Source organism: Candidatus Melainabacteria bacterium (genome assembly GCA_016193285.1).
GTDB lineage: Bacteria > Cyanobacteriota > Vampirovibrionia > 2-02-FULL-35-15 > 2-02-FULL-35-15 > JACPSL01.
Genome location: JACPSL010000001.1, coordinates 1 through 6,402 on the forward strand (window position 1 = coordinate 1; position 6,402 = coordinate 6,402).

Annotated in this window: 4 protein-coding genes; 2 read left to right on the top strand and 2 right to left on the bottom strand. The window is 30.9% G+C overall.

The genetic code is table 11. The features are described 5' to 3' along the window. Nucleotides 1–351: 351 nt before the first annotated feature. Together HYY52_00005 and HYY52_00010 are read right to left on the bottom strand one after the other, a co-directional pair. Nucleotides 352–3,429 carry an efflux RND transporter permease subunit gene (locus tag HYY52_00005; GenBank protein MBI2995081.1) on the bottom strand — a complete coding sequence of 1,026 codons (3,078 nt, stop codon included), beginning with the start codon at nucleotides 3,427–3,429 and terminating at the stop codon, nucleotides 352–354. Then, nucleotides 3,426–4,673, bottom strand: a complete 1,248-nt coding sequence (locus HYY52_00010) for an efflux RND transporter periplasmic adaptor subunit (GenBank protein MBI2995082.1) — start codon at nucleotides 4,671–4,673, stop codon at nucleotides 3,426–3,428. Before HYY52_00010 ends, HYY52_00005 begins: the two co-directional genes overlap by 4 nt. A 49-nt stretch (nucleotides 4,674–4,722) precedes the next feature. Between HYY52_00010 and HYY52_00015 the strand changes: the two genes are divergently transcribed. Together HYY52_00015 and HYY52_00020 are read left to right on the top strand one after the other, a co-directional pair. Next, nucleotides 4,723–5,388 (top strand): CDP-alcohol phosphatidyltransferase family protein, encoded by a 666-nt coding sequence (locus tag HYY52_00015; protein MBI2995083.1) that lies wholly within the window; start codon nucleotides 4,723–4,725, stop codon nucleotides 5,386–5,388. Between the two features lie 30 nt (nucleotides 5,389–5,418). Further along, entirely contained in the window at nucleotides 5,419–6,117 is a 699-nt protein-coding gene (locus HYY52_00020) for a phosphatase PAP2 family protein (GenBank protein MBI2995084.1), read from the top strand. Nucleotides 6,118–6,402 lie beyond the last annotated feature (285 nt).

Below are 6,402 nucleotides of genomic sequence, written 5' to 3' on the forward strand. Positions count from 1 at the left end.
GGGTGGGAATTGATTTTAGCGTGATCATTTTTATCTCCTTTTTTCTTTTCTCCGATTCGCCGTTATGCCGAGTGGTTGTTAATTCAATCAGACAATGTAAATTTTGAAAAGACGGGAAAAAACCTGTAGAGAAGTTAAGAACTTAAGAGTTTCGAGTTTGGAGTTTTGAGTTTTAAGGCTTGATTCTTTAGTTTTGAATTTTTAGTAGTTAACCAAATCAGAGATATTTACTGTATTGATGATTTTTGGTTAAAGAAAATTCTTTACTTTTTAAATAAATTTTTAATTTTTTTTCTTTTCAAATTGTTTAGAAACGTAACGAATGTAACCTTGGGTTACATGTGTTAACAATTAAACTTTACTTGCGTACTCTTTGTATATTACAGGAATGATCAAAAGAGTAAGAGCAGTTGCACTAAACATTCCACCTAAAATTACTATTGCAAGTGGGTGTTCTATTTCACGTCCTGCACCAGGAAAAAGTGCAAGTGGAAGCATTGCAAAACTAGCAGTTAGTGCTGTCATAAGAATTGGTGGAAGTCTGTCAAGTGCACCACGTTTTATTACTTCGTCAATTGGTAGTTTAGGATTTTCTCTTTGAATATCAAAGAATCTATTTACAAGTAAAATACTATTTCTTGTTGAAAGACCAAACAAGGTTATAAAACCAACTATACTTGCAATACTCAAAACGCCATCAAACATTGCAATTGCCAATACTCCACCAATAAGTGCAAGTGGCAAATTGATCATTATTATAGTTGCAATCTTAAATGATTTAAAAGCAAGCGAAAGTAAAAGATATATTCCAACGAGTACAAGAATACTGAGAAAAAATAATTTTTTATTTGCTTCTTGTTGTTGTTTGTAATCACCTTCAAACTCAAGTGTATATCCTTCAGGCAATTTAATTTTTTCTTTAATTAACTTTTCAGCTTTTTCAACAGACTTTGAAATATCTGTTTTTTTTGCGTTTGCTTGAATTACAATTCTTCTTGAAACTTTTTCCCTGTTTATAATATTTGGTCCTGTTGATTCCATGACATCTGCTAATTGTCCAAGTGGTACTTTAACCATCATTGGAGTATCTATTAATGTATTTTTTATAATAGCAATGTTTCTCCTGTAAGATTTATCAAACCAGACAAATAAGTCAAAAGATTTTTGTCCTTCAATAACTCGCTGGTGAGTACTAATTCCATTAAAACCAATTTGAACGACCTCAAGTAAATCGCCAGTTCTCAGTCCATAACGAGCAGCGACTTTCTTTTTTACTTTTATATGTATCTGAGGAATGTTAGTAACTGGTTCTACTTGTACTTCTTGTAGTGTTTTTATGTCTGATAAAACATAAGCAATTTTAGAAGCATATCCTTGAAGTGTTTCCAAATTATTTCCATAAAGCTTTAAAATAATTGGTGCTCTTTGACCAGTTATAACTTGCTCTATTGTTTCAGTAATAAATGACCTGATTAAAGTTATGACTCCAGGAATATGTTCAAAATCTTCTCTAATATTTTTAATCAAGTCTTCTTTTCTTTCTTGAGATAAACCACTTTTTAAAGTAATATCAAAGTGGCTTGTGTTTGCTGAAATTGGTTCATCGTCTAATTCAGACCTGCCAGCTCTATTGCCAATAGTAACTATTTCAAGATACCTATGTAATTTCTTTTCCATTCTTAGAGCTATTCTTTGTGTAGCTTTTAAACTTGTCCCTGGTGGTGCAATTGCCATGACAACAAGATTTTCTTCTCCAAGCTCAGGTAAAAATGATCTCCCCATTGTAAAAAATATAATTATTGCAATTAATGAGAGTATTACTGTACTTATAAAAATTTGCCTTGGTTTATTTAAAACCTGATCTAGTAATTTTAAATATTTTTCTTTTAATATTGTAATTATTTGGGGTTCATGTTCTTTTAGACTTTCATTTTTTGACAAAAGATAAAAACACATTGCAGGGGTTAAAGTTAGTGCAACTCCAAGTGAAGCAAGAAGAGAAATAATGTATGCCCATGCAAGTGGTTTAAATATTTGTCCAGCAAGCCCAGTTAAAAATAAAACTGGTAAAAAAACTACAGTAATAATATATGTCCCATACACAACTGAGTTTCTTACTTCACATGACCCGTTAAATATTACCTCAAATGCTGGTCTTGGGTTCTGGCTTATTTTATTTTGTCTAAGCCTTTTATAAACATTTTCTACACCAATAATTGCATCATCAACTATTTCACCAACTGCAACAGCTAGACCGCCAAGTGTCATTGAGTTTATTGTTTGTCCAAATGCTTTTAAGATTAATATTGCAACTATAAGTGATAAAGGGATTGCAGTTAAGCTAATAAAACTAGTTCTAAAACTTCCTAGAAATAAAAGTAAAACAATAATGACAAGTATTGAACCTTCAAAAATTGCCCAAAGAATGTTTTTGATTGATACATTAATAAAGTCAGACTGACTATATGTCTGTGTAATTTTTATGTCACGAGGTAATGATTTTTTTATCTTGTCAAGTGCTTCTTGAATACCTTTATTTACTTCAAGTGTATTAACTCCAGGCTGTCTGCTAATGGCTATAATTACAGCTTCTTTTCCATCTATACTTCCATAACTTCTTTTAAAAGCTGCTTCGATTTTTACATTTGCAATATCTTTTAAATAAATTGGTATATTTTCTTTTTGAGCGATTACTGAATTACCAAGTTCTTCTATGGAATTAATCTTCCCAATACCACGAATTAAATACTCTCTGTCATCTTCTACTAAGTATCCACCACCAACAATTACATTTGCTTTATTAGCTGCTTCAACTACTTGATTTAACCCGATATTATATTGTCGTAATTTATTAGGATTGACTAAAACTTGATATTGTTTTAAATCCCCGCCATAAACTAAAACCCTGGCTACACCTGGTACTGAGAGAAGTTTATTTCTAATTTCCCAGTCTGCATAAGTTCTTAAATCTATAAGCGGTGTAATTTTACTTGTCAGAGCAAAGAAATAAATACTTCCAATTGGGGAAGTTATTGGAGATAAAATAGGAGCATTAATGTTTTTAGGAAAAATCTGAGCTGCAAGTTGTACTTTTTCTGCTACAAGTTGTCTTGCTCTAAAAATATCAGTATCCCATTTAAATACAACTGTTACAAATGAGAGCCCTTCAATTGAACTGCTTCTTACAGCCTGGATATTTGGCAGTCCATTTAATGTACTTTCAAGTGGGATTGTAACTATAGATTCAACTTCTTCAGCAGCAAGTCCAGGTGCATTAGTCTGAATAACTACTTGTGGTGGTGCAAACTCTGGTAAAACATCTACAGGAGTGTTTATTGCTGAATAAGTGCCACATACAAATAAAATTATTCCAAGTGCAGTTACTAAAAGTCTATTATTTAAAGACCATCTTATTATTTTGCCAATCATAAACTAGTTCTTGGTTTCTTTTTGCCTAGCAGGAATCCAACTATTAAAGTAATTAAAAATCCAACAGGGATAAGCCACTTGGGATATGTTTTTTCTTGCTTTATATGCTCATGTTCTTCTTCCCCTTCTCCAAACTCAAGCTGATAAGTACCTTTTGAAACTATAACTTCACCAGGAGTAAGTCCTGAAATAACTTCTACTGTATCAGAATCATGTGCTTCAACTTCAATTTTTCGTGGAATAAAAAATTTACCTTCTTTTAAATAAACAATGTGTTTGTGTTTTCCTTCAGTACCTTCTTTATCAATTTGGGCAAGCGCAGTTCTTGGAATTACAATTAAGTTTTTCTTTTGTCCTGTGGAAATATTTAGCTGAATAAATGCACCTGGATTTAAAACACTTTCTTTATTGTCAAGCAATACTTTTACTGGTAGAGTTCTTGTTTCTTTGTTTATAACTGAACCAATATATGTAATATTTCCAGTAAAAGCTTTATCTTGTGCTCCATCTAAAATTACAATTGCTTTTTGATTTTTATTGATTTTACTTCTGTCTTTTTCATATATATCTGCACTTGCCCAGACTTTTGTTAAATCAAGTCCACGAAATATTATTTGGTTTACATTTACAACTTGACCAATAGTTATATTTCTTTCTACTATTGTTCCAGCTTTAGGAGTTTTAATAGTAAAAATCCCTTGTTCTAAATTTTCATTTTGATTAGTTAATATTTTTAAATTATTTCTTGCTGCAGTTAATTTAGCCTCAGCACTTGCTAGTGCTGCTTTTGCTACATCAAGGTCTTTTTTTGCAGTTATTCTTTTTTCAAACAGCTTTTCTTCTCTGTCAAAATTATTTTTTGCAAGCTCAAGCTCTGCTTCAGATTGATTAAGCTCGGACTGTAGTTTTGCTATCTCAGTACTTTGGATAGTTGCAAGCCCTTGACCTCCTTGTACCATAGTACCTAAATCAACAAGGACAGAAATTACTTTACCCTGAACTGGTGAGTTTACATCAAATTTATTATTTGGGATTTCTTCAATTTGACCTGTTGTTCTTACTATATCATCGACTATTTCTTCTTTAATTATTTTTGTTTCAATTCCGGTACCTTTAATGTCTACATTACTGGTTGGTATTTTTTTAAACTTTGCTTTAAAAGCAATATCATCTCCATGTCCAAAGCATGGTGGAGACAGTGGACAGAAAATACAGAAAATACAAAAAATGTAAAAAGCAAGCATGTTTAAGTTATTATAGAGCTATTGATGTTAATATTGCAAGAGAGAACAAATGACAGAAGTTTTTAAATCTACTTTTAGTGAAAAACATGGCGAGTCTTTACTAAGATCTTATGAGTTAAAATACTTAACTCCTCTTGTCTCATTAATACCAAAATGGATTAAAAGCTATCATTTGACACTGTTAAGTATTCTTTGGAGTTTACTTATAGTTTTATTTAGTTACTTTGCAAGAGAAAATATAAAATGGCTTTGGTTAGTTTCACTTACTATATTTTTTCAATATCTATCTGACTATTTTGATGGCTCAGTTGGAAGATATAGGAACGATGGACTTGCTAAATGGGGTTATTACATGGACCATCTTCTTGATTATATTTTCTTAGCTAGCATATTTCTAGGTTATTTTATGATTGTAGATGAGATTTACAAATATTATGTTTTTTTTCTTTTTGTATTAATGGCTGGGTTTATGATAAGTTCGTTTCTTTATTTTTCAGTAAGCAATAAATTTAAAACTTGTTATTTAGGCTTAGGGCCTACTGAAGAAAGATTACTGTTAATCATTGTTAATTCTCTTAGTGCAGTTTATGGGAAAGTAATTTTAGAAAATTCTTTATTCTTTTTTCTTAGCTTCCATCTACTTGTACTTATTTATGTGATTTATAAAGCTCAAAAAGAAATTTGGTTTATAGATCTTAATAAGGAGGAGAATTAAAAAATTAGAGAATTAGATATTTCTATTGTTTTGTTTTTTAATCAATATTGTGGGAGATGTATTTTTTTAGACACACTTGCATTAATTTTTCTTTCTGTTGATGCATTAAGAACAGCAATACTTGTAGCTTTAGTTATTGGAATTTGGGAATATGGTTTATATAAAAAAGATATTAATGCAAATAAAAGAGTTCTTGCTATTCTTTTTAGTATTATGCTGACACTTGGCATTATAGAAATAATGAATGCAGTAATTGACAGTAAAAGACCAATTGTTACTTATGAAAGTGTAATTAAAAGTCCTGTTGTAACTAAAGATATAAAGTCACTTTGGAAAGACGCGTGGGTAAGAAATCCTAAACATGGATCATTTCCAAGTGATACTGTTGCTCTTTTATCTACAATTGCTTTTGGATTATTTTTCTGGAATAAAACAATTGGTATTTTTGCAATTTTATTTGTCTTATTTACAGGAATACTTCCAAGATTGTATTTTGGATTGCACTATCCTTCAGATATGTTAATTGGTGTATTAATTTCTTTTTGTTCCACGTTATTTATTGAAAAAGTAAAACTTTTTAATTTATTAGCTAAACAAATCCTAAAAGTTCAAGTTCGTTACCCATACTTTTTTGGAGTGATTGGTTTTTATCTTGCTTATATAATTGCTGAAAAATTTATTTTACTTAGGAAGTTACCTGTATGGATAAAAGTTATGTTAGGGCAGTAGAATAATAAAAAATAAGAGGTGAATGCAAATGAAAAACAAATACTTTCAAGGGCTAAACTAAATCAACAGTTAAAGATAAGTATAACCTTCTGGGTCTTTGACCAGCTTAATTCATTGAAATACAAAAAAAACTAATTGTTAAATGTCGAACCGCCAACGGCGATCTCGGGGGCTTGCCCCCGAGGAGGATAGTTGACATGCCGAAGGCATGTTAAGCTATCCTCTTTGTGGAGACGCTGAAGAATACTCATCATGTTTTCAGGTTAATGTATCACTTTGTGTGGA

Coding starts and splice junctions, on each gene's coding strand:
- HYY52_00010 (MBI2995082.1), bottom strand. CDS start 4,673: ATGCTTGCTTTTTACATTTTTTGTATTTTCTGTATTTTCTGTCCACTG.
- HYY52_00015 (MBI2995083.1), top strand. CDS start 4,723: ATGACAGAAGTTTTTAAATCTACTTTTAGTGAAAAACATGGCGAGTCT.
- HYY52_00005 (MBI2995081.1), bottom strand. CDS start 3,429: ATGATTGGCAAAATAATAAGATGGTCTTTAAATAATAGACTTTTAGTA.